This is a genomic window from Pseudooceanicola sp. NS-SX8, assembly GCF_057380755.1.
The window spans coordinates 348,149-372,500 of record NZ_CM170819.1; the positions used below are offsets into that span (position 1 = coordinate 348,149).

A 24,352-nucleotide genomic window follows, 5' to 3' on the forward strand; every position below is an offset into this window, starting at 1 on the left:
TCCTGCCCTATTCGATGGCTGGAAATACTCCCGCCGGAGGCATCCGACAGGGGCTGTGGGCGCTATGGCCGGGCTGGGGCGCACCGGCATCCTCAGCGCTCCAGCACCACGGCGGCGGTGTCGGACCAGCTGAGCCAGACCTTGTCTTCCCAGGTGAAATTGCGCCGCGAAATCCGCCGCGTATTGGTCGACTGGGCCTTGATCATGTGCCCGGTGGGCAGCTTCACGTGGTAGGTGGAGATATTGCCGAGGTAGCCGATGTCGATGATCTCGCCATGGACCTTGTTGGTGGTCTCCGGCTCCTCGGCGGAAATGGTGATCTTCTCCGGCCGGATGGCCAGGTAGCAGGTCTGGTCCTTCTGCAGCATCAGCGAGGAGGTCGCGACCAGCGGCGAGGCGCCCTCGGCCCAGGTCACCAGCACCTTGTCGCCGGACTGGCTGGCCGCGCCTTCGATGATGTTCACGTCGCCGATGAAGTCGGCCACGTAGACGGAATTGGGGTATTCGTAGATCCGGTCCGGGGTGGAGACCTGCACCAGCTGGCCTTCATCCATCACCGCCACGCGGGAGGCGACGGTCATCGCCTCTTCCTGGTCGTGGGTGACGATCACGAAGGTCGTGCCGGTCTTCTCCTGGATGTCCATCAGCTCGAACTGGGTTTCCTCGCGCAGCTTCTTGTCCAGCGCGCCCAGGGGTTCGTCCAGCAGCAGCAGCTTGGGCGCCTTGGCCAGGCTGCGCGCCAGCGCGACCCGCTGACGTTGCCCGCCGGACAGCTGGTGCGGCTTGCGCTTGGCGAATTTTTCCAGCCGGGTCAGGCGCATCATGTCGGCGACCCGGGTCTCTATCTCGCCCTTGTCGCGGCCTTCGCGTTTCAGGCCGAAGGCGATGTTTTCCCAGATCGACAGATGCGGGAAGAGCGCGTAGCTCTGGAACATCATGTTCACGGGGCGCTTGTTCGGCGGCACCTGGGCGATGTCTTCGCCACCCAGCATGATCTTGCCCGCGGTCGGCGTTTCGAACCCTGCCAGCATGCGCATCAGCGTGGTCTTGCCGCAGCCGGACGGGCCCAGCAGGGCAAAGAATTCCCGGGCGTAGATATCCAGGTCGATCGACTGGATCGCGGTGAATTCACCGAATTTCTTGGTGACGTTCTGGAAGCGGATCAGCGGCTTCTCTTCGGGATCTTCCCAGGGGGCAAAGACGGTCTGAGGCATGCGCGGGCCGGACTCCTGCGGGTATTCCAGAGCTTGGACGGACTTCAAAAGGATCCGCGCCGCAGGGGGCTGCGGCGCGGAATGTCGTCAGGTCGGGATCAGGTGCCCGATTTGACCTTGGTCCACAGGCGGGTCAGCGAACGCTGCTCCTTCGGCCCGAAGGGCGTCACGGTGTAGAGGTTCTCCAGCGTCGCCTCGTCCGGGTAGATGGCCGGATCGCCGATCACGTCCTCGTTCAGGAATTCCTGAGAGGCCTTGTTGCCGTTGGCGTAGTAGACGTAGTTGGACGCCGCCGCCATGTTCTCCGGATCCATGATGAAGTTCAGGAACTTGTGGGCCGCGTCGGGGTTCGGGGCGTCGACCGGGATCGCCATCATGTCGAACCACATCAGCGCGCCTTCCTTGGGAATGTAGTATTCCACGTTGACGCCGTTGTCGGCCTCTGCGGCACGGTCGCGGGCGATCAGCACGTCACCGGACCAGCCGAAGGCGACGCAGATGTCCCCGTTGGCCAGCGCGTTGATGTATTCGGAGCTGTTGAACTTCGCGATGTAGGGCTGAACCGCGGTCAGCACTTCCTCGGCCTTGGCCAGCGCTTCGTCGGACTTGTCGTCGGGGTTGTCCCAGCCGGCATAGGTCAGGGCCGCCGGCACCGTCTCGGTCGGCGCGTCCAGCATGTAGATCCCGCAGGAGGCCAGCTTCTCGGCATTGGCCGGATCGAAGATCAGCGACAGGGAGCTCATGTCGGCGTCTTCGCCCAGGACTTCCTTCACCTTGTCGACGTTCACGCCGATGCCGGTGGTGCCCCACATGTAGTTGATCGAATATTCGTGGCCCGGGTCGTAGACATCGGTCCGCTCTTCGATGACGTCCCACATGTTTTCCAGGTTCGGCAGCTTGGACTTGTCCAGCTTCTGGAAGGCGCCGGCCATGATCTGGCGCTGCAGGAAGGTGCCGGTGGGCACCACGACGTCGTAGCCGGACCCACCGGCCAGCATCTTCGTTTCCAGCAGTTCGTTGCTGTCGAAGACGTCGTAGACCAGGTCGATGCCGGTTTCTTCCTCGAACTTCGTCAGAAGCTCCTCGTCGATGTAGTCCGACCAGTTGTAGACGTGGACCTCTTCCGCCTGGGCCATGGCGGCGCCAAGGGCGAGGGTCGCGGCCGTCAGGCCAAGGATGGATGTCTTCATGAATGCACTCCCATTGATTTGCCGGGGTCTTCCGCCCACTTGGTCCCTGATTTGATCAAATGGTCGGGGCCATGGCAACATGTAGATGTTTTCATGGGTGCTGAACCCGTGCAAGATGGCGCTGCAGCAAGGGGCTGCGAAGCGAGGTGATGAATTTGCAGGCAGCGGAAGCTGACAAAGGCCAGACCGGGGCAGGGAACGGGCCAGAGAACGGGGCAGAGAAGCGCGGCGCCGGCCTTCCGGCCCATGAGGTCGTCTATCGCGCCTTGCGTGCAAGGGTTCTCTACGGTCAGTTCGAACCGGGGCAGGCGGTGACGATCCAGGGCCTCGTGGCAGAGCTGGACGCCGGCATGACCCCGGTGAGGGAGGCGCTGCGCCGGCTGATGGCCGAAGGCGCGCTGGAATTTCAGGGCAACCGGCGGATTTCTGTCCCGGTTCTGGGCGCGGCAGAGATCAATCAGCTGCTCATCGCCCGCCGCGCGCTGGAGCCGGAGCTTGCCCGGCTGGCCTGCGCGCGGGTCACCGCAGGCGATATCGCGGCGCTGGAACAGATCGACACGGCCCTGGACGAGGCGATCCGGCGCGGCCATGTGCATGATTACCTGGTCGAGAACCATCGCTTCCATGCCCGGCTGAACGATTGCGCCAATGCGCCGATCCTTTCGGGGCTGGTCGAAGGGCTCTGGCTGCGTTTCGGTCCCTCCCTGCGGGTGGTCTGCGGGGCCTTCGGCACCCGCAACCTGCCGGACATGCACAAGGATCTCATAAACGCCCTGAAAATGAGCGATGCAGAGGCCGCCGCCCGTGCCATGCAGGGTGATCTGGAGCAGGGAATGGAGATGATCTTGCGCGCCCTCTGACCCGGGGCCGACTCGATTGACAGCGCGATATTTGATCATATTCTTGAGCCAAGCGCCCCGATCGGGCGACAAGCCAAGGATTTCGCCATGACCAAGATCACCAATCATCTGCCCACGGCAGAGCTGCAGGCGCTGGACGCCGCGCACCACGTGCACCCCTTCACCACCCAGACCGAGCTGGCCGAACGCGGTGCCCGGGTGATCACCCGGGCGAATGGCTGCTGGCTGACCGACAGCGAAGGCAACCAGATCCTCGACGGGATGGCGGGCCTTTGGTGCGTCAACATCGGCTATGGCCGGGACGAGCTGGCAGAGGCGGCCTTCGCCCAGATGAAGGAACTGCCCTATTACAACACCTTCTTCATGACGACCCACACGCCGGTCATCGCCCTGTCGCAGAAGCTGGCGGAACTGGCGCCCGAGGGTCTGAACCAGGTGATGTACTCCTCCTCCGGGTCCGAGGCGAATGATACCAACATCCGCCTGGTGCGCACCTACTGGGCCGAGAAGGGCAAGCCCTCGAAGCAGACCATCATCTCGCGCTGGAATGCCTATCATGGCTCCTCCGTCGGCTCTGCCTCCCTTGGCGGGATGAAGGGGATGCACGCCCAGGGCGGTCTGCCGATCCCCGGCATGCACTACATCGACCAGCCCGACTGGTGGTCCGAAGGCGGCGACATGACGCCAGAGGATTTCGGCCTGGAACGCGCGCAGCAGCTGGAAAAGGCCATCCTGGAGCTGGGCGAAGACAACGTCGCCGCCTTCATCGCCGAACCCATCCAGGGCGCCGGCGGTGTCATCGTGCCGCCCTCGACCTACTGGCCCGAGATCCAGCGCATCTGCGACAAGTACGAGATCCTGCTGATCGCGGATGAGGTGATCTGCGGCTTCGGGCGCACCGGCAACTGGTTCGGCACCCAGACCGTCGGCATCCGCCCCGACATCATGACCATCGCCAAGGGCCTGTCCTCGGGCTACCAGCCCATCGGCGGGTCGATCCTGTCGGACGAAGTGGCGGCCGTGATCGGCGCGACCGAGTTCAACCACGGTTACACCTACTCCGGTCACCCGGTGGCCTGTGCAGTGGCGCTGGAAAACCTGCGCCTGCTGGAAGAGGAAGGCGTGGTCGCGAACTTCGCTTCCGATACCGCGCCCTACCTGAAGGAAAAGTTCGAAAGCCTGGTCGAACATCCCATGGTGGGCGAGGCGAAGATCGTCGGCGGCATGGGCTCTCTTGCGCTGACCCCGGACAAGGCGACGCGCGCGAAATTCGCGGCCCCCGCGGGCACTGTCGGCTACGCCGTGCGCGAACGCTGCTTTGCCAACAACCTGGTGATGCGCCACGTCGGCGACCGCATGATCATCTCCCCGCCGCTGGTGATCACGAAGGCAGAGATCGACACCCTGATCGAACGCGCCTGGAAGAGCCTCGACGAAGGCATGGCCAACGTGAAGGCAGACGGCCTGTTCGTCGCCGGGTGATTGGCTAGGCGCCTGTCGAGGAAGACCGGGGCCGGGAAAGCTGGGTCCGGAATGCCGGGCCTCGAAAACTCGGCCCGCAAGAACTGGTGAGGTAAGCTGGGTCCGCAAAGGCCCTTTCCTCAAAGATCCGGGCGCCCGATCTCAATCGGGCGCCCGAACTTGTTTTCACCCAACCTGCCCCGAGGCGGAACGCACCATCTGACGACGCTCTGGCGCGCGCAGGGATGCGGGCCGGGGTGGGGCGGCTTCGGATGAAAGGGAACTGGCGGGGCCAGACCAAAGGCTCACCCCACCGCAGGCCTAGCCGACGTTGCGATACCCCTGAGCTTCGCCAACTCCGCTCCGCGCCGCACCGATTTCGAAATACCGGGCCCTGTCGCGCAGCAGGGCGCTCTTGGCTTCCAGGGTCTTCGTGGCGTCGGCGGTCTCGATCGCCATCGCCGCGTTGCGCTGTGTCACCTGGTCCAGGCTGTTCACAGCGGTGTTGATCTCCTGGATCGTCTTGGTCTGTTCCTCCATCGACCGGGCGACGTCCTGGATTTGCGAATTCATCGCGCCAACCTTCTCGAAGATCCGGTTCAGCTCATTCCCGGTGCGGTCCACCAGGGCGGTGCCGGCGGACACGTGGGAGGAGCTGTTTTCGATCAGCGTCTTGATTTCCCGCGCGGAATCCGCCGTGCGCCCGGCCAGGGACCGCACTTCGGAAGCGACAACGGCAAACCCCTGTCCCGCCTCGCCCGCCCGGGCGGCCTCGACCCCGGCGTTCAGGGCCAGCAGGTTGGTCTGGAAGGCGATGTCGTCGATCACGGACAGGATTTCCGCAATGGCGGAGGCAGACCCCTCGATCTTCGCCATGGCCTCCACCACTTCGCCGACCAGGGTGCGGCTGTCATCCGCGGCGCTGCGGGTCTCGGTGGCGCCGCGTTTCATGCTTTCGGCGTGTTCCACGGCGGCCTGGGAATTCGAGGTCAGTTCCTCGATCGCGGCGGCCGTTTCCTCCAGCGTGGCGGCCTGGCTTTCGCTGCGGCGGGACAGGTCGTTGGTGGTGGCGCCGATATGGGCGCTGACCGTCTCGAATTCCTCGCTCACCGTCTGCACCTCGGCGATCATGCTCGAAATCTTCTCGAAGGCGGCGTTCAGGGCGTCTGCCAGTTCATCCAGGTCCGCCACCCCGGTGCGGGCGACGCGGGGACGCAGGTTGCCGGCCTCCAGCTCCCGGATGGCCTTGCCCAGTTCGCCGATGGCGCGGCGCCGCTTGGTGATGTCGACGGCGATCTTCGTCACCCGCTTGACCTGCCCGGTCTTGTCGCGGACCGGCGCATAGGTGGCCCGGATCCAGATTTCCTCCCCATTCTTGCGGATGCGGGGGAAATCGTCCGAAAAGGCCTCTCCGTTGCGCAGGCGCTGCCAGAAACGCTCGTAGTCGGGCGAATTCACCGTCTCCGGCGCGACGAAGATCGAATGATGCTGGCCGCTGACCTCCGACCAGTCGTAGCCGAGCGCGGACAGGAAGATCGGGTTGGCCGCCAGGATGCGCCCGTCGGGGTCGAAGTGAATGACCGCCTGGGTTTCCTCAACGATTTGAAGGACCGCTTCCTGGGACTCGGTCAGATGCGTCGCCGACTTAGCGCCGGAATTCCAGAACCCCATGGGCGGAACCTCACTCGAAGGACTGATGAAGGACCAATAGGCGGGAAACCTTTACGGGGGATGAAGCGCAGGCCGATCTGCCAGTGCCAGTGCCAGTGCCGGCTTCCGCAAGGGAACCCGCACCGCCCCGGGGCGTTCATATCCGACGCACATGCAATGACGCCGCAAGACAATGACGCCGCAAGACAAGGACCCGACCTTGACCGATCTCTCCAAGACGACGCAGACCTGCGCCCCCACCTCCGACACCCCCGACGTGGAGGAGCTGGAGCAGAAGCTTCCCTCCACCGCCGCCGCCGTGCACGAGGTGATCCGCCGCCAGGGCGACAAGGAGATGGCGCGCGACGGCATGGCGCTGCTGTGGTCGGCCATCGCCGGCGGTATCACCATGGCGACCTCCTTCATGGCGCGCGGGCTGCTGCATGCCCACCTGCCGGATACCGAGGTCGGCTTTCTCTTCGAATCCATGGGCTACACCCTTGGCTTCATCTTCGTGATCTGCGCCGGGCAGCAGCTCTTCACCGAAAACACCGTGACCCCGGTGCTGCCGGTGATGTCGGACCCGTCCCGCCGCAACCTGGGCCGCGTTGCGCGGCTCTGGGGGATCGTGCTGGCGGGCAACACGCTGGGCGGGGCCGTGGCCGCCGGCGTGCTGGCCTTCCTGCCGGTGGTCGAGGGTGGCACCGCTGCCGCTTTTGCGGAGATCGGGCATCACCTGCTGGGCAAGCCCACGGGGGAAATGTTCGCGGGTGGCATCATCTCCGGCTGGCTGATCGCGACGCTGGTCTGGGCCATGGCCGCGGCCCCCCAGGCGCGGCTGCCGCTGATCTTCCTGGCGACCTGGCTGATCTCGCTGGGGGATTTTCCCCATGTGATCGCCGGGGCGATCGAGGTGCTCTACCTCGTCTTCCTGGGCCAGGCCGGGCTGGGGGCCGCGGTGACCGAGTTCTGGTTGCCCACGCTGGCGGGCAACGTGATCGGCGGGACCTTCATCTTCGCGCTCATCGCCCATGCCCAGGTCCGCGCGGATGTGGAGGAGAAGGTTTCGCCCCGGAACCGCTGATCGCCGCTGGGGGCGATGGAAGGTGGATTGGCATCCACCCTACAGGGGCCGGGGGACGGCGGGGTGGAACCCCGCCCTGCGCATCACGGCCCGTAGGGCGGGGTTCACCCCGCCGTCCCCCAACATCCGACAAGCTCGGGACGCCCGTAGGGTGGATGCCAATCCACCTGTGACGGTCACCTGTGGGCGCGCCCCTTGCATCCCTTCCGCAACCCCGCTGTGCACCGCTGTCCCTTGCACCTGCGCCACCGTCGGGTCACACCTTCCACAAAGGAAAGGGAACGGCGATGCACGGTGAATACAAGGTCGTGGGCGGCAAGCTCGTGGTGGCGGATCTGGAACTGCGGGACGGCAAGCTGGCGGATGTGCAGATCTCCGGCGATTTCTTCCTCGAACCGGAGGACGCCCTGGGCGACATCACCGCCGCGCTGAACGGCCTGCCCGCCACCGCAACGAGCGAAGAGATCATCACCGCCCTCGACCAGGGCATCCCCGCAGGCACCGCGCTGGTGGGCTTCTCGGTCGAGGCGATCGCCATCGCCGTGCGCCGCGCCCTGGGCGTCGCCAAGGGCTGGCGCGACTACGAATGGCAGGTGATCGACACCGATCCGCTCTCCCCCGCCATGCACCTGGCGCTGGACGACGTGCTGGCCCGCGAAGTGGCCGCAGGCCGCCGCGCGCCCACCCTGCGCTTCTGGCAATGGGACCGGCCCGCGATCATCATCGGCAACTTCCAGTCCCTGAAGAACGAGGTCGATACAGAGGCCGCCGCGCGTCTGGGCGTGCAGGTCGTGCGCCGGGTGACGGGCGGCGGGGCGATGTTCGTCGAACCGGGCTCCGCCATCACCTATTCGCTCTACGCCCCGGCGGAGCTGGTCGGCGACCTCGATTTCGCCGCCTCCTATGCCTTCCTCGACAACTGGGTGCTGCAGGCGCTGAAGGATGTGGGCATCGACGCCTTCTACAAGCCGCTGAACGACATCGCTTCGCCCAAGGGCAAGATCGGCGGCGCGGCGCAGAAGCGTTACGCGGGCGGCATGGTGCTGCACCATGTCACGATGTCCTACGACATGGATGCCAACAAGATGTTGCAGGTGCTGCGGATCGGGCGGGAGAAGATCTCCGACAAGGGGATCACCTCGGCGGCGAAGCGCGTGGACCCGGTGCGCAGCCAGACCGGCATGACGCGCGAAGAGGTGATCTCCCGCATGATCGGCACCTTCACCGCGATGAACGGCGGCACCCCCGGCGCCATCACGGCGGAGGAGATGGAGAAGGCCGCGGCGCTTGCCGCCGAACGGTTCGAAAGCGACGAATGGCTCCACAAGGTGCCGTGACCGGAGGGATCGCATGACCACGCTGAGAGAGAAACTGACCGCCCCCGGCGCCCGCCTGCGCGGCGTCTTCCAGAGCTTCCCGGCGCCCGGGGTGACGGAACTGCTGTGCATGGCCGGGGCGGATTTCATCTGTGCCGACGGCGAACATTCGACCTTCCGGGGCGAGGGGCTGGCCAACCTGCTGCGCGCCGCCGGCTGCCACGGGGTGGAGATGCTGGTGCGGGTCCCCGATGCGGTGCCCCACCTGATTGCAGAGGCGCTGGATGCGGGCGCCGCCGGGGTCATGGTGCCCCGGGTCTCGGATGCGGCCACGGCGCGGGCCTGCGTCGCGGCGGCGCGTTTCCCGCCCGAAGGAGTGCGCGGCGCCGGACCGGGCCGCGCGGCGGGCTACGGCTACCGCCTGCCGCACATGCTGGCGGCGCCGCAGCCTCTGATCGGGGTGCAGGTGGAAACCCTGGGCGCGCTCGATGCGCTGGAGGAGATCCTGGCGATCCCCGGCCTTGATTACGTGATGATCGGCCCGGCCGACCTCGGCCTCGCGCTGCGCGCCGGGCGGCCCGACCTGGCGCTCGAGGATGCCATCGCCATGGTGCGGGATGCCTGCCGGTCGGCGGGCGTGTCGCTCGGCATCTTCGCCTTCGACCGCGCGGCGGGCGATGCGGCGCTCGACTGGGCGCAGTTCGTGCTGCAGGGAACCGACGGCATGCTGCTCTCCGCCGCGGCGGAAGCGGCCTTCGGGTGATCCGGCGCAGGGGGGTGTGGCGGGGTGAACCCCGCCCTACGGGGCCACGGTACCCGTAGGGTGGATGAAATCCACCGCAACGATACCCGCCGACCGAATGCGCTCCACCGCGACGATGCCCGTTGGCTGCCCCCCAATCCCTCGCGATGATGCCTGCCGGGCAAATGAACCCCACCGCGACGATGCCCGTAGGGCGGGGTTCACCCCGCCACACCCCCGCCACTCCCCAAACGAAAACGCCCACCGTCTCCGGTGGGCGCCACTATTCCTGGCTGATCCCTCTCGATCAGTCGTTCTTCGGCATCTCCGGCGGCTCGCCCATGCCCTCGGGGAAGCCCCCCTCCGGCGGTGCCGGCATGCTGACCGTGCGGTCGGCGTCGAAGTCGACGGGGATCGTCACCGTCCCGGCGTATCCGGTCTCCAGGTCGCCGGCCATCGCCAGGGTCTGCTGGGCGATCTCCTCATCCGTGTTGTCGCCAAAGACATTGTCCGACGGGATGGTGATCCGGCCCAGGTTGCGGGTGGACTCGGGGTATTCGTCGGCGTCACCAGAATAGACAAGCGACGCGGTGTCTTCGGGTACGGCAATCTGCGCCGTCAGGATCGAGGCTTCGCCCGACACGGCCTTTTCGGCACTCTCGAAGATTTCGAAGTGGATATGCGGCCAGCGCCCGTCGTAGCAGCCGGGCACGATGGTGGTGAACCGCACCTTGCCTTCGTCATCCGCCACGCCCAGGCCGCGCAGCCAGTTCGCATCGGTGTAGTCGTAGAGCGAGTATTTCCCGCCCCCGTCACAATGCCAGATGTAGATCGCGTAGCCGGCCAGCGGCGTGCAGCCGTCGCTGTTCATCAGCGTCAGTTCCAGCTCCAGCGGCACACCCTCCACGCTGCCTTCGAAATCCCCGAAGGAGGTGGTGATGTCGGTCCGCAGGATGCCTTCCTGCTTCAGCGCGTTGACGGTCTGCCCGTCCTTCACGTTGGACCCGTCCGCGGGGTAGGGGCCGGCGGTTTCCCAGGGCAGGGCGGCGCCGCAGGCCTCCAGCGCGGCGGCGGGCAGGCCGCTCGCGGCGCCCAGGCCCAGCCCGCCCATCAGGCTCAGCAGACGGCGACGGCCCAGCATGCGGGGCAGGTCGTGGGCAAAGCCCAGGTCATGCGCGTGGGGATGGTCATGCGTGTGATCATGGCTGGATTCGGTCATTCTTTTCTCCTGGCTAGATGCCGGAGGGGTGGGCGCGCCACCCTTCCATCAAGGTAACGCAGAATGATACGGCACGGATCCCGGTTTCCGTCGGTCCCGTCCCCGCCAGGATCGGCGGAGGCACGCCGAGAGCCCGCCCCGCGCGATCACGGAGCGATCCGTAGGGTGGATGCAATCCACCGTCCGTCCGCCCGCCGATCTCCCAAAATCCCCCCCGCCGTACCCCCCCGCCGTCCCGGGCCAAGGTGGGCCACACCGGGGAGGGGGCTTTGCCCCCCGCCGCGCGTGCCGCGCGCCTCCCCCCAGGATATTTGGACGCCAGAAAATGGCAGGGCGCCCGTAGGGTGGATGCAATCCACCTTCCCCGACACCCCCCCGACACCACCCCTAGCGCCTGGCCCCCGTCGCTCCCGCCCAACCACCGCCCGCACCGTTAACCCGCGCCCTTCCGGCGTTTCTGCACCGCCGCGATACCGACGCAATACCGACGTGATACCGACGTTGCGATCTCGCCCCGAAACCCCTGTTAACCAAGGCTCGGGCCAGGTGAGTCGCTGCGCTGCAGTACCGACGTTCGAAACGGTCGGGTAAGGTTTCGGCAAGCAAAAGGGCCCGCCGCTTGCGCGGGGGCCCTCTCTCTCGGTCCGGTCTGCGGCTCAGGCGCGGACCAGCTTCTCGTAGGTCTCGACCATGTCCTTTGCCAGGGCGCCCACCTCGAAGGTGTAGTCGCCGATCTGGCCCACCGGGGTCACCTCGGCCGCGGTGCCGGTCAGCCAGCACTGCTCGAAGCTTTCCAGCTCGTAGGGTTCGATGTGACGTTCCCAGACGCGGATGCCCTTTTCCTTCAGCAGCTCGATCACCGTCTGGCGGGTGATGCCGTTCAGGAAGCAGTCGGCCAGCGGCGTATGCACTTCGCCGTCCTTGACGAAGAAGATGTTCGCGCCGGTCGCCTCGGCCACGTAGCCGCGGTAGTCCATGAACAGCGCGTCGGAGCAACCCTTTGCTTCTGCTGCATGTTTCGACATGGTGCAGATCATGTAGAGGCCGGCTGCCTTGGCGTGGACCGGGATGGTTTCCGGGCTCGGCCGCTTCCACTTGGCGATGTCGAGCTTGGCGCCCTTCATCTTGGCGTCGCCGTAGTAGTTGCCCCATTCCCAGCCCGCGACCGCCAGGCGGACGGGGTTTTTCTTGGAGCTGACGCCCATGTCCTCACCGGCGCCGCGCCAGGCCACGGCCCGCACGTAGGCATCGGTCCAGCCATTGGCTTCGAGCATCGCGTACTTGGCGGCCTCGATCTCTTCTACGGAGTAGGGGATCTCGAAATCCAGCAGACTGGCGGATTTCTTGAGCCGTTTGGAATGCTCCACCCCCTTGAAGATCTTGCCGTTGTAGCAGCGTTCACCTTCGAAGACGGAGGAGGCGTAGTGAAGGGCATGGGTCAGCAGGTGTACATTGGCATCGCGCCATTCCACCAGTTTCCCGTCCATCCAGATCTTGCCGTCGCGGTCGTCATATGCGGACATCGCGAACCTCCTGACATCAAATTTTTTCCTAATGTTGCGTCGAAATGGTCCGGTCCGGACATAAAATTTCGTCGCAGCATGGCGTAGGTAACTTTTGATTCTTGGAATGTCAACAAGCCTGACATAGTTTCCCACCGAGGGGCTGCCGCTGGGGTGGCTTGGCTAATGCGCGCCGATTGCCTATCGTCGCGCTGCTTCGCGGTAAGGAGGGAACATGTCGGAAGTTCAGGTCGGTGACTCGCTGCTGTTCCTGACGGATGAGCAGCTGCGCCAGGGGATCGAGGCGATGTTCTTCGCCTATCGCGGGTTCACTGCGGGTCCGGACCAGCTGCTCGAAGGGACCGGCTATGGCCGGGCGCACCACCGTGCGCTGCACTTCATCGCCCGCGCGCCGGGCATGAACGTCAACCGCCTGCTGACGATCCTCGGGGTCACCAAGCAAAGCCTCAACCGGGTCCTGCGCACGCTGATCGCGGATGGCCTGGTGGAAAGCCGGATCGGCCGTGCCGACAAGCGGGAGCGTCACCTTTACCTGACGGAGGAGGGGGCGGCGCTGGAAGGCAAGCTGTCGGATGCGCAGCGCAAATGGATGCGCGACGCCTACCGCAAGGCCGGGCCGGAGGCCGTCGCGGGCTTCCGACAAGTTCTGGAAGCCCTGATGGACACAGAAATTCGCAAGAGTTACCAGGCCCTTCGTGAGGCCGGCCAATGATCGATCCCGATCCGCATCTGCTGATCGTCGATGATGACGAACGGATCCGCGACCTGCTGGCGCGGTTCCTCAAACGCTCCGGCTTCCTGGTGTCCGCGGCGCGCGATGCCGCCCATGCGCGCCGCCTGCTGGCCGGGCTGGAATTCGATCTGATCGTGCTGGACGTGATGATGCCGGGCGAGGATGGCATTTCCCTGACCGAGAGCCTGCGCGGAGAGATGCACACCCCGATCCTGCTGCTGACGGCCCGGGGGGAGGCGGAGGACCGCATCCGCGGGCTGGAGGCCGGTGCGGATGACTACCTGGTCAAACCCTTCGAGCCGCGCGAACTGCTGCTGCGGATCAACGCGATCCTGCGCCGGGTGCCCGAGGCGCCAAATGCCCGGTCCCTGCCGAAGGTCCTGCACCTGGGCCAGGTGCGGTACGATATCGACCGGGGGGAGCTCTGGCAGGGGGATCAGCCGGTCCGCCTGACCGCGACGGAGGTGCAGCTGATGCGGATCTTCTCGGCCCACCCGGGGGAGCCGCTGTCGCGGCTTCAGCTGGTCGAAGAGCTGGGGCGCGGCGGCTCCGGGGATCAGGCCGGGGCCCAGGAACGGGCCGTGGATGTGCAGATCACCCGGCTGCGCCGCAAGATCGAAGCCGATCCGAAGCAGCCGCGCTACCTGCAGACGATCCGTGGCGCGGGCTACATGCTGGCCCCGGACTGAGGCGCCCGCGGTTCCGCCGTGCCGCAGCCGCAGGCGGCGGATCAGTCCTTCAGCAGCGCTTTCAGGTCTTCGAGCAGGGCTTCCGACAGGGCCAAGGTATGGGTGATCCGCCGTGAGGGCATCTGCGGATGTTCGACGCGCGACAGGACCTCGTGGCAGATGAAGAAGGGAAGGTCGCCGGCAAGCTCCTGTTCCGTCAAGGAAAAGGCCTCCGCGAAGGCGGCGATGCCGCTGGCATCCACCCCATAGCGTCGCTGGCCCGAGGGCAGCATGCCGCGCCGGGCCCCGTGCACCAGGTATCGGGCGATGTCACGGCAGACCGGCGCGCGGGTGGAAGCGCCCAGGTCGATCCCCCAGGTGATGCCCCCGGGATCCCGGATCAGGTTGTTGGGGTGGAAATCCCCATGCCCCAGGGCGCTGCGCCAGGTCTTTACCGGGCGCAACCGCCGCGACAGGGCGTGCATCTTGCGCAGGATGCGCGCCTCGATCGGCTGCAGGCGGGGGTGGGGCTGCCGGGCGGCGCCTGCTTCGGCCCACTTCCGCCAGGGGCCACGGTTCGTCGGGGTCTGCTGCGCTGTCGGGGCCGCATGGGCGGCAAGCCATTGTGCGCCCAGTCCCTGCAGGGCGAGCCTGTCCTGCGGCTCTGCCTGCCACATGGCATCCAGCAACGGGGTGCCGTCCACCCTTTCGACCACGGCGATGCGCCCTTCGGCCAGCAGGGCCAGGGGCGCGGGGACGCGGGTCGGGCCCACTTGCATATAGGCGTGGACCCGTTGCTGTTCGGCGTGGCCGGCGGTCTGGGCCGCGATATCCTCCGGTCCCTGGGCCAGGTGGAACACGGCCGGCCGGCCGCCCCAGCTGCCGCCGAAAACCGCCCTGCGGCCCGGAACCAGCCGCAGGATCCCCGCCGGTTCGCCGGGCGTGCTCTGCAGCAGGGCCCGCAGCTCTGCCGCGGCATCGGCCGCCAGCCGGGGGTTGGTTTCCGCCGCATTGTCGAGAAGGCTGTTCATGGCGGCATCCTGCGCGCGGGGGCCTGCCTGCGTCAACGCATCAGAAGCCGAATTGAACCGCCGGGACGTGGGGGGTAAGGTGCGCCCGACTGCCGCCCAGCAAGGAACCCAGACATGAGCGAAACCCCGATCTCCGAGATGTCCTTCGAAGCCGCGATGAAGGAGCTGGAGGGCGTCGTCGGCCAGCTGGAACGCGGTGATGTGGAGCTCGAAGCCTCCATCAAGCTCTACGAGCGTGGTGCCGAGCTGAAGAAGCACTGCGAGAAGAAGCTGGCCGAGGCCGAGGAAAAGGTCGCGGCGATCACCCTGGATGGTGAGGGCAAGCCCGCCGGGCTGAAGCCGGTCGAGGGGCTCTGACCTTGTTCAAGCAGGCTTTGGCGGAGGCGGCGGAGGCTGTCTCGGCGCATCTGGCGGATGCGCTGGCCCCCTATGAAGGCGAACTGGGCGAGGCGATGCGCTACGCCTGCGGCGGTGGCAAGCGGCTGCGGGCCTTCCTGGTGATGGAAAGCGCGCGCCTGCATGGCATCTGCACCGGCCCCGCGCTGGACGCGGCGGCGGCGATCGAGATGGTGCATGCCTATTCGCTGGTGCATGACGACATGCCCTGCATGGATGATGACGACCTGCGCCGCGGCCTGCCGACGGTGCATGTGAAGTGGGATGAGGCGATGGCCGTGCTGGTGGGCGATGCCCTGCAGGCCGCCGCCTTCGAGATCCTGTCCGAAGCCGACCTGCCGGATCTGCGCCGCCTGAACCTGATCCGTGGTCTGGCGCGGGGCGCCGGCGGGCGCGGTATGGTCCTGGGCCAGGTGCAGGATATCGCGGCGGAAACCGCCGAGGTGCCGCTGACGCTGGAACAGATCAAGCGGTTGCAGGCGCTTAAGACCGGCGCGCTTTTCGAATGGTCCGCCACCGCCGGCGCGGTCATGGCGGGAGAGGATCCGGCGCCGCTGGCCACCTATGCCGCGGCCTTCGGCCTGGCCTTCCAGATCGCCGACGACATCCTGGATGTCGAAGGGGACGAAGCGCAGACCGGCAAGCGTGTCGGAAAGGATGCCGCCGCGGGCAAGGCGACCTTCGTGTCGCTGATGGGTCTTGAAGGCGCCCGGGCCGAGGCAGAGCGCCTTGTGACCTTGGCCTGCGACGCGCTTGCCCCATATGGACCGGAAGCAGAAAACTTGCGGGCCGCCGCCCGCTTCGTTATCTCGCGCCAAAGCTGACAGCGCGGAGGCACGCCTCCGCCAGACCCAAGAGCACGCCATGAGCCAGAGACCAGAGACCCCGCTTCTTGACCGCGTCGTGACGCCTGCGGACATGAAGGGCCTCTCCGACGCCGAGTTGCGGCGCCTGGCGGGCGAGCTGCGGGCAGAGACGATCGCCGCCGTGTCCGAAACCGGGGGGCACCTTGGCGCGGGCCTGGGCGTGGTCGAACTGACCGTCGCGCTGCATGCGATCTTCGACACCCCGCGCGACAAGATCATCTGGGACGTCAGCCACCAGTCCTATCCGCACAAGATCCTGACCGGCCGCCGCGACCGCATCCGCACCCTGCGGCAGAAGGATGGTCTGTCGGGGTTCACCAAGCGGTCCGAAAGCCCCTATGACCCGTTCGGGGCGGCGCACAGCTCCACCTCCATCTCCGCTGCGCTCGGCTTTGCCGTCGCGCGCGACCTGGGCGGCCAGGTGCCCGAAGGGCTGGGCGATGCGATTGCGGTGATCGGCGATGGCGCCATGTCCGCCGGCATGGCCTTCGAGGCGATGAACAACGCGGGCCACCTGAAGAAGCGGCTGATCGTCATCCTCAACGACAACGAGATGTCCATCGCGCCGCCCACCGGCGCGCTGTCTTCCTACCTGTCGCGGCTCTATGCCGGGGATCCGTTCCAGACCTTCAAGGATGCCGCCAAGGGCGCCGTCTCCCTGCTGCCGCCGCCCTTCCAGGAGGGGGCGAAGCGGGCCAAGGACATGCTGAAGGGCATCGCCGTCGGCGGCACCATGTTCGAGGAACTGGGCTTCAGCTACATCGGACCGCTGGACGGCCATGACATGGGGCAGCTGCTGCCGGTGCTGCGCACGGTCAAGGCGCGGGCGGACGGGCCGGTTCTGATCCACGTGGTGACCAAGAAGGGCAAGGGCTATGCCCCGGCAGAGCGGGCGCAGGACAAGGGGCATGCCACCGCGAAATTCGACGTACCCTCCGGCAAGCAGCAGAAGGCGCCGTCGAACGCGCCCAGCTACACCTCCGTCTTCGGTAAGGAGCTGGTGCGGCTGGCGGCCGAGGACAGCCGGGTCTGTGCCGTGACCGCCGCCATGCCCGACGGCACCGGGCTGCAGCTGATGGCGGAGCGCTACCCGTCGCGGACCTTCGACGTGGGCATCGCGGAGCAGCACGGCGTGACCTTCGCCGCAGCACTGGCCGCCGGGGGCATGCGGCCCTTCTGTGCGATGTATTCGACCTTCCTGCAGCGCGGCTATGACCAGGTGGTGCACGACGTGGCGATCCAGCGCCTTCCCGTCCGTTTCGCCATCGACCGCGCGGGCCTTGTGGGGGCCGATGGCGCGACCCACGCCGGGGCCTTCGACACCGCCTTCATGGCCAACCTGCCGGGCATGGTGGTGATGGCCGCCGCCGACGAGGCGGAGCTGAAGCACATGGTGGCCACCGCCGCCGCCCATGACGAGGGTCCCATCGCCTTCCGCTATCCCCGTGGGGAAGGCGTGGGCGTCGAAATGCCCGAAGTGGGCGTGCCGCTGGAGATCGGCAAGGGCCGGATGATCCGCGAAGGCGGGCGCGTGGCGCTGCTGTCCTTCGGGACCCGCCTGAAAGAAGTGCTGGACGCCGCCGAGGCGCTGCAGGCGCGCGGCATCTCCCCCACCGTGGCCGACGCGCGTTTCGCCAAGCCGCTGGACCGCGACCTGATCCTGCAACTGGCCGCCGACCACGAGGCCCTGATCACCATCGAGGAAGGCGCCATCGGCGGCTTCGGCAGCCACGTGGCACAGCTGCTGGCCGAGGAAGGCGTGTTCGACAAGGGGCTGAAATACCGCTCCATGGTGCTGCCCGATACCTTCATCGACCAGGCCAGCCCGGCCGACATGTACGCGGTGGCAAAGCTCAACGCCGGGGACATCGAGGCAAAGGTGCTGGATGTGCTTGGTGTGGAACGCCTGGACCGGCGTGCCTGATCGAGACGGGCGCGCCTGATCGACCGGGGCCGGATCACCCGGTCAGCGTGCCGTCCCCCCCGGTCACCAGCCACCAGACCAGCGAACTGGACAGGGCCACCTGGGTGTAGCCCAGCAGGGTGAAAAGCCCGTCGCGGGTCAGAAGGCCCACGGCGAAAAGGGATATCGCAAGCGCGAAGATCGTCGTGACGAAGGGCAGCAGCTCCAACGCGGGGATGATCAGGCAGATCGCCAGGATCACCATGATCGTCACCAGGTTGGCGGGGCGGGAAACAAGCGCGGTCAGCCGTGTGTGGGTGCGCCTGTCCACCCAGCCGCAGGGCCGCCGCAGCCAGGAAACCGCCTTTTTCAGCTTTTCGTCCCTGACCTTGCGCCGGCGCAGCATGCCGGGGATCCAGACGTTCGTCCGGCCCAGAAGCTTCTGCACCGTGATAAGGAAGATGAAGATCGCGCCGATGGTCGGCAGACCGAAGATACCCGACAGGGGCGAAACGAGGATCAGCGCGGGCACCAGGATGATCGGGGCGAAGGCGCGGGTGCCGACCTCATCCACCACATCGCCAAGGGAGACCTTGCCGCCATGCGCCGCGTTTTCGAGCGCATCGAGGATGTCGCCGAGTGAGCGCAGGGGCTGGTTGTCATCCTCTGCCATCTGATCCGTCATGCTTGCCATGCCCTTACAACGCCGCAGCGCAGGGTTGGTTCAGGGGAAGTGTCAGCGGATCGGCGCATCTTCGCCCTCCAGTAGTGCGGCAAGGCCGGCGCGGTAATCGGGATAGCGCAGGGTTACCCCCAGTTCCTGCTTGATGCGGTCGTTCCGCACCCGCTTGCTTTCGGCATAGAAGGACCGCGCCATGGGGGTCATCTCGGCCGTGGCGTAATCTTCGGCCGGGGGCAGGGGCAGGCCCAGCAGTTCCGCCGCATGGGTGATGACATCCTGCGGCGGCGCGGGATCGTCGTCGCACAGGTTGTAGATCGCGCCGGGGTTCGGGCGCGCGATGGAGGCGGCGAGGACCTGGGCGATATCCTCCACATGGATGCGGGAGAAGACCTGCCCGGGTTTCAGGATCCGCCGTGCCGTGCCGGCACGCACCTTGGCAAAGGGGCCGCGCCCGGGGCCGTAGATCCCGGCGAGGCGGAAAATATGCAAGGGAAGCGAGGGGATGGCCTGCCAGGCGGCCTCTGCCTGCGCGCGCCACTTGCCGCGTCGGGTGCTGGGGGTCAGGGGGGTGGTTTCATCAACCCAGCCGCCGGCGTGATCCCCGTAGACCCCGGTTGTCGACAGGTAGCCCACCCATTCGAGCTGTGGCGCGCGCTGCGCGATCTGGGCGCCGTAGTGGCGCAGCACCGGATCGCCGTCCGCGTCGGGCCCGGCCGAAATCAGCAGATGCGTCGCCCGGGCGATCAGCGGCGAGAGGCCCTCGCCCGGCATCAGATGCGGGGTCACGCCGGTGGCCGCGATCTCCTTCGCCTTGTCGGGCGAACGCGTGGTGCCGTGGATATCCCAGCTGTCACGGGGCAGCAGGGCGGTGAGGGCGCGGGCCGAATAGCCGTGGCCGAAGGAAAGAAGCAGTCGGGTCATGGCCAACAGATGCGGTCTGCGGGGCGTTCTGGCAAGGGACAGCTGTTACGTCCCCCCGCTACCGTCGGGAGACTTGCACGGGCGCAAGTTGCAAAGCAGAAAGGTCAGAAAGGAATCACGAATGAATGAACAGATCCTGAGCCCGGAATCCGCCGCGTCCCAGAAGTTCACCGATGCCGAGGCCGCCGTTGCCCGGCTTGAAGCCCTCTATGCAGAAGCCGCGGAGTTCCTCCGCGTTCACTTCCTCAAGGCCATGGCAGAGGGCCGGCCCGCGCGCCGCATCCGCGCCTTCTACCCCGAAGTGCGCCTGACCACGACCAGCTTTGCCCAGATCGACTCCCGCCTCAGCTTTGGCCACGTGGCCATGCCGGGGGTCTATGCTGCGACGATCACCCGGCCGGACCTGTTCCGGAACTACCTGTTGCAGCAGATCGGCCTTCTGATTGAAAATTATGACACTTTCGTCGAAATCGGCCCCTCCGACACGCCGATGCCGGTGCATTTCGCGGTGGCGAACGCCGGGATCACCGTGCCGCAGGAAGGCGCGGGCAGCTTCATCCTGCGCGATGTCTTCGACGTGCCGGACCTGAACACCACCAACGACGACATCGTCAACGGCACCTATCAGCCGGGGCCCGACGGCGCGGGGCCGCTGGCGCCCTTCACGGCGCAGCGGGTGGATTACTCCCTGGCGCGGCTGTCGCACTACACCGCGACCGATGCGGAGCACTTCCAGAACCACGTGCTTTTCACGAACTACCAGTTCTACGTCAGCGAGTTCGAAGCCTACGCCCGGCGCATGCTTGCCGATCCGGCCAGCGGCTACACCAGTTTCGTATCGACCGGAAACGTCGAGATCACGGACCCGGAGGCGGAGATTCCGCCCTCCCTCAAGATGCCGCAGATGCCCAGCTACCACCTGAAGCGCCCCGGGGGCGGCGGGATCACGCTGGTCAACATCGGCGTCGGGCCGTCGAACGCAAAAACCGCAACGGACCATATCGCCGTTCTGCGCCCCCATGCCTGGGTCATGGTGGGCCACTGCGCGGGCCTGAGAAACAGCCAGAACCTGGGCGATTTCGTCCTGGCCCATGCCTACCTGCGGGAGGACAAGGTGCTGGACGACGACCTGCCGGTCTGGGTGCCGATCCCCGCCCTGGCGGAAATCCAGGTCGCCCTGGAAGAGGCGGTCGAGGTCGAAACGAAGCTGCAAGGCTATGATCTGAAACGGATTATGCGTACCGGCACCGTGGCCACCCTGGACAACCGGAACTGGGAGTTGCGCGACCAGAAGGGCCCCGTGCAACGGCTGAGCCAGTCCCGCGCTGTCGCCCTGGACATGGAGAGCGCGACCATCGCCGCCAATGGCTTCCGCTTCCGGGTTCCATACGGCACCCTGCTGTGCATTTCGGACAAACCGCTGCATGGCGAGCTGAAATTGCCGGGCATGGCGACCGATTTCTACAAAACACAGGTTGCACGTCACCTGATGATCGGTATCAGGGCGATGGAGACGCTGCGCGACATGCCACTGGAACGACTACACAGCCGGAAGCTGCGCAGCTTCGACGAAACCGCCTTTCTCTGATGGGCACATACTCGCTGGTCAAATGGCCACGGGACCTCAGAAAAGGCAAGAAAACATACTCTATTTGTTGTGCCCGCCCCCTACATGACGTTATATGCGCGGCACGAGGCCCAAGACATCGGGCAGTGAAAAGGAGACCTTGAATGGCAAAGCCGATGACGAAGACCCAGCTCGTGGCCGCACTGGCCGAGGAAATGGGCGAAGACAAGAAGACCGCTTCCGCCGCGCTGGATGCCGTGGTGGCCGTCATCACCAAGGAAGTGTCCGAAGGTGGCGCCGTGACCCTGCCCGGCGTTGGCAAGATCTATTGCCGTGAACGTCCCGAGCGCATGGTGCGCAACCCGGCCACCGGCCAGCAGATCAAGAAAGAGGCCGACAAGGTGGTCAAGATGACCATCGCGAAGGCGCTGAAAGACAGCGTCAACGCTTGATCGACCTGAGATCCGGACGGGGGCCCAGGCCCCCGAAACGGTTTCGGACAGGCTGCCTTCGGGCAGCCTTTTTCTTTGCCGCGGACCCACTGCGATCCCAGCCCGTAGTTGTTTTGCGAAGCGGCTGAAAAGCCCCGAAAAAAACGTCGGTATTACGTCGGTATCCTGTCGGTATCGCGGGGGTGCGTTTTCGGGCCGCCGGGGCCGGCCGGGTGAGGTCGGGACGCGCGCGCCGACGGAGCTTCGAAGGGCCTTGCCGGGGGCTGTCGAGGTTGGGTGGGGGCGGGCCGAAGGCGACCCTGCCCGCCGGCGCGCGCGGTCGTGATGTTGCGCGCGGGCCGCTTTTCCGGATCAGCGGTTGCGAGGGCTGCCCACCTTCGCCAAGGTGCAGCGAGAGCATCCGCGCTGGAAAGAGGCCCCCATGGAATTCATCGCGCCGTTTGTCGAGTGGCTTGTCTTCATCTTCCTGCTGGCCATCGGCCTGGCGGTGCTGGCCGTCGTGGTCATGTTCCTGCTGGACCTGAGCCAGAGGGAGGACGCGATCCGGCGGAACTATCCGGTCATCGGGCGCTTCCGCGGGATGTTCACCAAGCTGGGCGAATTCTTCCGTCAGTACTTCTTTGCCATGGACCGGGAGGAGATGCCCTTCAACCGGGCGCAGCGCGACTGGGTCTACAACTCCGCCAAGGGGGCCAGCAACACGCTGGCCTTCGGATCGACCCGCAACCTGTCGATCCCCGGCACGCCGATCTTCGTCAACGCGGCCTTCCCGCCGCTGGACGACCAGTTTTCCGCGACCAAGCCGATGGTGATCGGCCCGCATGCGCGCCATCCCTACAATGCACCGTCGATCTTCAACATCTCGGGCATGTCCTATGGCGCCATGTCCCGCCCGGCGATCGAGGCCCTGTCGAAGGGCGCCAAGGATGCGGGGATCTGGCTGAACACCGGCGAGGGCGGGCTGTCGCCCTATCACCTGGAAGGCGGGGCCGACCTTGTCTACCAGATCGGCACGGCGAAGTTCGGGGTGCGCGATCACGATGGCAACCTGTCGGACGAGAAGCTGCGCGACATGGCGGCCAAGCCGCAGATCAAGATGTTCGAGCTGAAGCTGGCGCAGGGCGCCAAGCCCGGCAAGGGCGGCATCCTGCCCGCGGCCAAGATCGACGAGGAGGTCGCGCGGATCCGGGGCGTGCCCATGGGCAAGCCCGCGATCAGCCCGAACCGCCACAAGGAGATCGACGATTTCGGCGACCTGCTGGACATGATCGCCCACATTCGGGAAGTCACCGGCAAGCCCGTCGGCTTCAAGACCGTGATCGGTTCGTCGGATGCCTACGAGGAATTCTTCGAGATGATCGCGGAGCGGGGCCCGGAATCGGCGCCCGACTTCATCACCATCGACGGCGGCGAGGGTGGCACCGGTGCTGCGCCGATGCCGCTGATGGACCTGGTGGGCATGCCCCTGCGCGAGGCGCTGCTGCGGATCGTCGACATGCGCGACCGCTTCGGCCTGCACGACCGCATCCGGATCATCGCCTCTGGCAAGCTGGTGAACAGCGCCGACGTGGCCTTTGCCATCTGCGCGGGCGCCGATTTCGTCGTCTCCGCCCGGGGGTTCATGTTCTCCATGGGGTGCATCCAGGCGCTGAAGTGCAACAAGAACACCTGCCCGACGGGGATCACCACCCACGATCCGCACCTGCAACGCGGCCTGGTGGTGCAGAAGAAGTACAAGGGCGTGTCGAACTATGCGCGCGGGGTCATCAATGAGGTGGAGATGATCGCCCATTCCGTCGGGGTGGCCGAACCGCGGCTGATGCGGCGGCGGCATGTGCGGCTGGTGCAGGCGGATGGCAATTCCGTGGTGCTGCGCAAGCTGCGCCCCTCTTACGAAGATGCGGGGGCGGTGGCCGAAGGCAGCCTGGTGAACGAGGCGCCGATCCAGGCACCTGACCTGCGCTGACCCGCCCCGGATGACCTGTTTCACGCCCGCGCCCCCGGAAAGGCGCGGGCGTCGCTATTCAGGGCGAATTGTTTCAGGGATCTGGCGCAGCTGTGACAAGGTCTCATTTTGTCTGAACCGGAAGGGCTGCTACCTCGTAGACAGGGAAAGCCCCGTGGCGATGACCGGGCGGGGATGACCAGAGGAGAGACGCCATGCGACGCAACTGGAACGGCAAGCTGACGGAAAACGATGTCACGCCCGAACACCTCTACCTCAACCGGCGCAGCATCATGGCCGGGATGGCGGGGCTGGGGATCGGGTCGATCGGCGGGTTCGCTGCCGCGCCCGCCATGGCCGCCCCCGAGGGGCTGAAGCCCAACGACTTCGAGGACATCACCAACTACAACAATTACTACGAGTTCGGCACCGGCAAGGAAGATCCCGCCCGCTATGCCGAGGCGCTGACCGTGGCGCCCTGGTCGGTGGAGATCAACGGCATGGTCGACAAGCCCGGCACCTACGGGCTGGAAGACATCCTGAAGGGCAAGGAAATCGAGGAGCGCATCTACCGCCTGCGCTGCGTCGAGGCCTGGTCGATGGTGATCCCCTGGAACGGCTTCCAGCTTTCGGAATTGCTGGAGCAGGTGGGCGTACAGTCCGGGGCGAAATACGTTGCCTTCGAAACCGCCCTGCGCCCGGACGAGATGCGCGGCGTCGGCCGTCGCGTGCTGGACTGGCCCTACCGCGAGGGCCTGCGCCTGGACGAGGCGATGCATCCGCTGACGATCCTGGCGACCGGGATCTACGGAAAGGACCTGCCGAACCAGAACGGTGCGCCGCTGCGGCTGGTGGTGCCGTGGAAGTACGGCTTCAAGTCGATCAAGTCGATCGTGCGCATCACCCTGCAGGAGGAGCAGCCCTTCACC

22 protein-coding genes (1 of these 22 only partly in view) are annotated in these 24,352 nt (G+C 66.3%); 14 read left to right on the plus strand and 8 right to left on the minus strand.

Going from position 1 to position 24,352, the window contains the following annotated elements; all coding sequences use genetic code 11:
• Positions 1 to 92: 92 nt before the first annotated feature.
• Both AC2IR1_RS01505 and AC2IR1_RS01510 read right to left on the minus strand, forming a co-directional pair.
• A complete protein-coding gene (locus AC2IR1_RS01505) occupies positions 93 to 1,214 on the minus strand; it encodes an ABC transporter ATP-binding protein (RefSeq protein ID WP_486474522.1) in 1,122 nt (373 codons plus the stop codon).
• A 98-nt stretch (positions 1,215 to 1,312) separates the two neighbouring features.
• Positions 1,313 to 2,404 (minus strand): polyamine ABC transporter substrate-binding protein, encoded by a 1,092-nt coding sequence (locus AC2IR1_RS01510; RefSeq protein ID WP_486474523.1) that lies wholly within the window; start codon positions 2,402 to 2,404, stop codon positions 1,313 to 1,315.
• A 155-nt stretch (positions 2,405 to 2,559) separates the two neighbouring features.
• On the opposite strand from AC2IR1_RS01510, the gene AC2IR1_RS01515 reads away from it, so the two are divergent.
• Both AC2IR1_RS01515 and AC2IR1_RS01520 read left to right on the plus strand, forming a co-directional pair.
• Positions 2,560 to 3,264, plus strand: coding sequence for a GntR family transcriptional regulator (locus AC2IR1_RS01515; protein WP_486476461.1), 705 nt, complete (start codon positions 2,560 to 2,562; stop codon positions 3,262 to 3,264).
• Between the two features lie 87 nt (positions 3,265 to 3,351).
• Entirely contained in the window at positions 3,352 to 4,746 is a 1,395-nt protein-coding gene (locus tag AC2IR1_RS01520; protein WP_486474524.1) for an aspartate aminotransferase family protein, read from the plus strand.
• Positions 4,747 to 5,046: 300 nt separating this feature from the next.
• Here the strand turns inward: AC2IR1_RS01520 and AC2IR1_RS01525 are convergent, their stop codons facing one another.
• Positions 5,047 to 6,396 (minus strand): methyl-accepting chemotaxis protein, encoded by a 1,350-nt coding sequence (locus AC2IR1_RS01525; RefSeq protein WP_486474525.1) that lies wholly within the window; start codon positions 6,394 to 6,396, stop codon positions 5,047 to 5,049.
• A gap of 199 nt (positions 6,397 to 6,595) precedes the next feature.
• On the opposite strand from AC2IR1_RS01525, the gene AC2IR1_RS01530 reads away from it, so the two are divergent.
• From AC2IR1_RS01530 to AC2IR1_RS01540, 3 genes are all read left to right on the plus strand, one after another.
• Complete coding sequence (locus AC2IR1_RS01530) at positions 6,596 to 7,459, plus strand: formate/nitrite transporter family protein (protein ID WP_486474526.1); 864 nt, start codon at positions 6,596 to 6,598, stop codon at positions 7,457 to 7,459.
• Between the two features lie 287 nt (positions 7,460 to 7,746).
• The gene (lplAB, locus tag AC2IR1_RS01535) at positions 7,747 to 8,796 is read left to right on the plus strand and encodes a lipoate-protein ligase LplAB (RefSeq protein ID WP_486474527.1); all 1,050 of its coding nucleotides are present in this window, start codon (positions 7,747 to 7,749) and stop codon (positions 8,794 to 8,796) included.
• A gap of 13 nt (positions 8,797 to 8,809) precedes the next feature.
• Positions 8,810 to 9,538, plus strand: a complete 729-nt coding sequence (locus tag AC2IR1_RS01540; protein WP_486474528.1) for an HpcH/HpaI aldolase family protein — start codon at positions 8,810 to 8,812, stop codon at positions 9,536 to 9,538.
• A 286-nt stretch (positions 9,539 to 9,824) separates the two neighbouring features.
• Here AC2IR1_RS01540 and AC2IR1_RS01545 read toward each other — a convergent pair whose 3' ends face one another.
• Both AC2IR1_RS01545 and AC2IR1_RS01550 read right to left on the minus strand, forming a co-directional pair.
• Positions 9,825 to 10,736, minus strand: a complete 912-nt coding sequence (locus tag AC2IR1_RS01545; RefSeq protein WP_486474529.1) for a dioxygenase family protein — start codon at positions 10,734 to 10,736, stop codon at positions 9,825 to 9,827.
• Positions 10,737 to 11,392: 656 nt separating this feature from the next.
• Positions 11,393 to 12,259 (minus strand): branched-chain amino acid aminotransferase, encoded by an 867-nt coding sequence (locus AC2IR1_RS01550; protein WP_486474530.1) that lies wholly within the window; start codon positions 12,257 to 12,259, stop codon positions 11,393 to 11,395.
• 214 nt (positions 12,260 to 12,473) lie between these two features.
• Between AC2IR1_RS01550 and AC2IR1_RS01555 the strand changes: the two genes are divergently transcribed.
• Both AC2IR1_RS01555 and AC2IR1_RS01560 read left to right on the plus strand, forming a co-directional pair.
• The gene (locus AC2IR1_RS01555; protein WP_486474531.1) at positions 12,474 to 12,971 is read left to right on the plus strand and encodes a MarR family winged helix-turn-helix transcriptional regulator; all 498 of its coding nucleotides are present in this window, start codon (positions 12,474 to 12,476) and stop codon (positions 12,969 to 12,971) included.
• Positions 12,968 to 13,681 carry a response regulator gene (locus AC2IR1_RS01560; protein ID WP_486474532.1) on the plus strand — a complete coding sequence of 238 codons (714 nt, stop codon included), beginning with the start codon at positions 12,968 to 12,970 and terminating at the stop codon, positions 13,679 to 13,681. Before AC2IR1_RS01555 ends, AC2IR1_RS01560 begins: the two co-directional genes overlap by 4 nt.
• 41 nt (positions 13,682 to 13,722) lie before the next feature.
• On the opposite strand, the gene AC2IR1_RS01565 is transcribed toward AC2IR1_RS01560, so the two are convergent.
• Positions 13,723 to 14,691 carry an aminoglycoside phosphotransferase family protein gene (locus tag AC2IR1_RS01565; protein ID WP_486474533.1) on the minus strand — a complete coding sequence of 323 codons (969 nt, stop codon included), beginning with the start codon at positions 14,689 to 14,691 and terminating at the stop codon, positions 13,723 to 13,725.
• Positions 14,692 to 14,805: 114 nt separating this feature from the next.
• On the opposite strand from AC2IR1_RS01565, the gene AC2IR1_RS01570 reads away from it, so the two are divergent.
• Genes AC2IR1_RS01570 through dxs form a run of 3 tightly spaced genes read left to right on the plus strand, consistent with a single transcriptional unit; the run spans position 14,806 to position 17,877 of the window.
• A complete protein-coding gene (locus AC2IR1_RS01570) occupies positions 14,806 to 15,048 on the plus strand; it encodes an exodeoxyribonuclease VII small subunit (RefSeq protein WP_486474534.1) in 243 nt (80 codons plus the stop codon).
• 2 nt (positions 15,049 to 15,050) lie between these two features.
• On the plus strand, positions 15,051 to 15,911 hold the full coding sequence (locus tag AC2IR1_RS01575; RefSeq protein WP_486474535.1) for a polyprenyl synthetase family protein: 861 nt from the start codon (positions 15,051 to 15,053) through the stop codon (positions 15,909 to 15,911).
• Between the two features lie 40 nt (positions 15,912 to 15,951).
• Positions 15,952 to 17,877 carry a 1-deoxy-D-xylulose-5-phosphate synthase gene (gene dxs, locus AC2IR1_RS01580; RefSeq protein WP_486474536.1) on the plus strand — a complete coding sequence of 642 codons (1,926 nt, stop codon included), beginning with the start codon at positions 15,952 to 15,954 and terminating at the stop codon, positions 17,875 to 17,877.
• Positions 17,878 to 17,911: 34 nt separating this feature from the next.
• On the opposite strand, the gene AC2IR1_RS01585 is transcribed toward dxs, so the two are convergent.
• Together AC2IR1_RS01585 and AC2IR1_RS01590 are read right to left on the minus strand one after the other, a co-directional pair.
• Positions 17,912 to 18,541 carry an exopolysaccharide biosynthesis protein gene (locus AC2IR1_RS01585; protein WP_486474537.1) on the minus strand — a complete coding sequence of 210 codons (630 nt, stop codon included), beginning with the start codon at positions 18,539 to 18,541 and terminating at the stop codon, positions 17,912 to 17,914.
• Positions 18,542 to 18,592: 51 nt separating this feature from the next.
• Positions 18,593 to 19,459, minus strand: a complete 867-nt coding sequence (locus AC2IR1_RS01590) for an SDR family oxidoreductase (protein ID WP_486474538.1) — start codon at positions 19,457 to 19,459, stop codon at positions 18,593 to 18,595.
• A 121-nt stretch (positions 19,460 to 19,580) separates the two neighbouring features.
• Between AC2IR1_RS01590 and AC2IR1_RS01595 the strand changes: the two genes are divergently transcribed.
• From AC2IR1_RS01595 to msrP, 4 genes are all read left to right on the plus strand, one after another.
• Positions 19,581 to 21,047, plus strand: a complete 1,467-nt coding sequence (locus AC2IR1_RS01595) for an AMP nucleosidase (protein ID WP_486474539.1) — start codon at positions 19,581 to 19,583, stop codon at positions 21,045 to 21,047.
• Between the two features lie 143 nt (positions 21,048 to 21,190).
• On the plus strand, positions 21,191 to 21,478 hold the full coding sequence (locus tag AC2IR1_RS01600) for an HU family DNA-binding protein (RefSeq protein WP_010141693.1): 288 nt from the start codon (positions 21,191 to 21,193) through the stop codon (positions 21,476 to 21,478).
• 421 nt (positions 21,479 to 21,899) lie between these two features.
• Positions 21,900 to 23,444 (plus strand): FMN-binding glutamate synthase family protein, encoded by a 1,545-nt coding sequence (locus AC2IR1_RS01605; RefSeq protein WP_486474540.1) that lies wholly within the window; start codon positions 21,900 to 21,902, stop codon positions 23,442 to 23,444.
• Positions 23,445 to 23,638: 194 nt separating this feature from the next.
• Positions 23,639 to 24,352, plus strand: partial view of a protein-methionine-sulfoxide reductase catalytic subunit MsrP gene (msrP, locus tag AC2IR1_RS01610; protein WP_486474541.1) — the 5' portion only. Its footprint extends 201 nt past the window's final position; only the first 714 of its 915 coding nucleotides appear in the window; its start codon is at positions 23,639 to 23,641; its stop codon lies off the right edge, out of view.